We start from the raw sequence: 1,315 nt of genomic DNA, 5'->3' as shown, positions 1-1,315 counted from the left end.
CCCTGGGCGAGAGCGCTGAGGACACCACCCGGGCCGATCTCCACGAACGTGGTCACACCCAGCTCGTGCAGGGTCTCGATGCCGTCGGCGAAGCGCACCGCCTCACGGACGTGCCGGACCCAGTACTCGGGGGTGTACGGCTCGGCCAGGCGGCCGGTGAGGTTGGAGACCACCGGGATCCGTGGCTCGCTGAACGTCAGACCACGGACGACCGCACCGAACTCCTCCAGCATCGGATCCATCAACGGCGAGTGGAACGCGTGACTGACCTTCAACCGAGAGGTTCTGCGGCCCTGTTGGGCGAAGACCTCAGCGGTCTCCAGAACGGCATCCTCGGCTCCGGAGATCACGACCGACTGCGGGCCGTTGATCGCCGCGATACCGACGCCGTCGGTCAGATGCGGCAGTACCTCGTCCTCGGTCGCCTGAACCGCCAGCATCGCGCCGCCCCTGGGCAGGGCCTGCATCAACGCAGCGCGTGCCGAGACCAGCTTCGCCGCATCCTCAAGCGACAACACACCCGCCACATGCGCGGCCGCGATCTCACCCACCGAGTGACCGGCCACATAATCCGGCCGGACACCCCACGACTCCAGCAACCGGAACAACGCCACCTCGACCGCGAACAACGCCGGCTGCGTCGACCCCGTCTGATCCAACTCCTCCGAGTCAACATCGACCGGCGCCTCCAGCAGCGCGCACACCTCGTCGTAGGCCTCAGCGAACACGGGGTACGCCTCGTACAGGTCACGCCCCATGCCGATCCGCTGCGAACCCTGACCCGAGAACAAGAAGCCGAACTTGTCGCTGACGGCATCCCCCACCGGAACAGCCCCGGCAGCAATCGCCTCCAGCCCCCGCCGGAACTCCCCAAGCTCCTCCCCCACGACCACCGCACGACGCTCCAGCACCGCACGCGACGTCGCCAGCGAGAACGCCACGTCCTCCGGCCGAACCCCAGCACCACTCTCAGCGTCCAGGAAGGACAACAGCCGACCCGCCTGCTCCCGCAGAGCCGCATCACCCTTCGCCGACAGCACCCACGGCACGACCGCACCACCCGAGGCCGACGCCGGGGACTCCTCCGCCACGCCAGGAGCCTGCTCGACGATCACGTGCGCATTGGTGCCGCTCACGCCGAAGGAGGACACCGCGGCTCGGCGCGGCCCGTCGCTCGCAGGCCACTCCACGGCCTCGGTCAGCAGCCGCACCGCGCCCGTCGTCCAGTCCACGTGCGGGGTCGGCTCGTCGACGTGCAGGGTCCGCGGCAGCACACCGTGCCGCATCGCCATGACCATCTTGATCACACCACCGA

General features: G+C 68.9%; 1 protein-coding gene. It reads right to left on the bottom strand.

The annotated features are described in order from the left end of the window. On the bottom strand, positions 1–1,315 hold a 1,315-nt coding region (locus tag AB0I54_RS48170), incomplete at both ends, for a type I polyketide synthase (RefSeq protein WP_363302759.1).

Origin of the sequence: Streptomyces sp. NPDC050625 (genome assembly GCF_040654755.1) — a bacterium.
Lineage (GTDB): Bacteria > Actinomycetota > Actinomycetes > Streptomycetales > Streptomycetaceae > Streptomyces.
The sequence above is the reverse complement of the archived record's forward strand: the minus strand, read 5'-3'. Positions and strand labels throughout refer to the sequence as shown.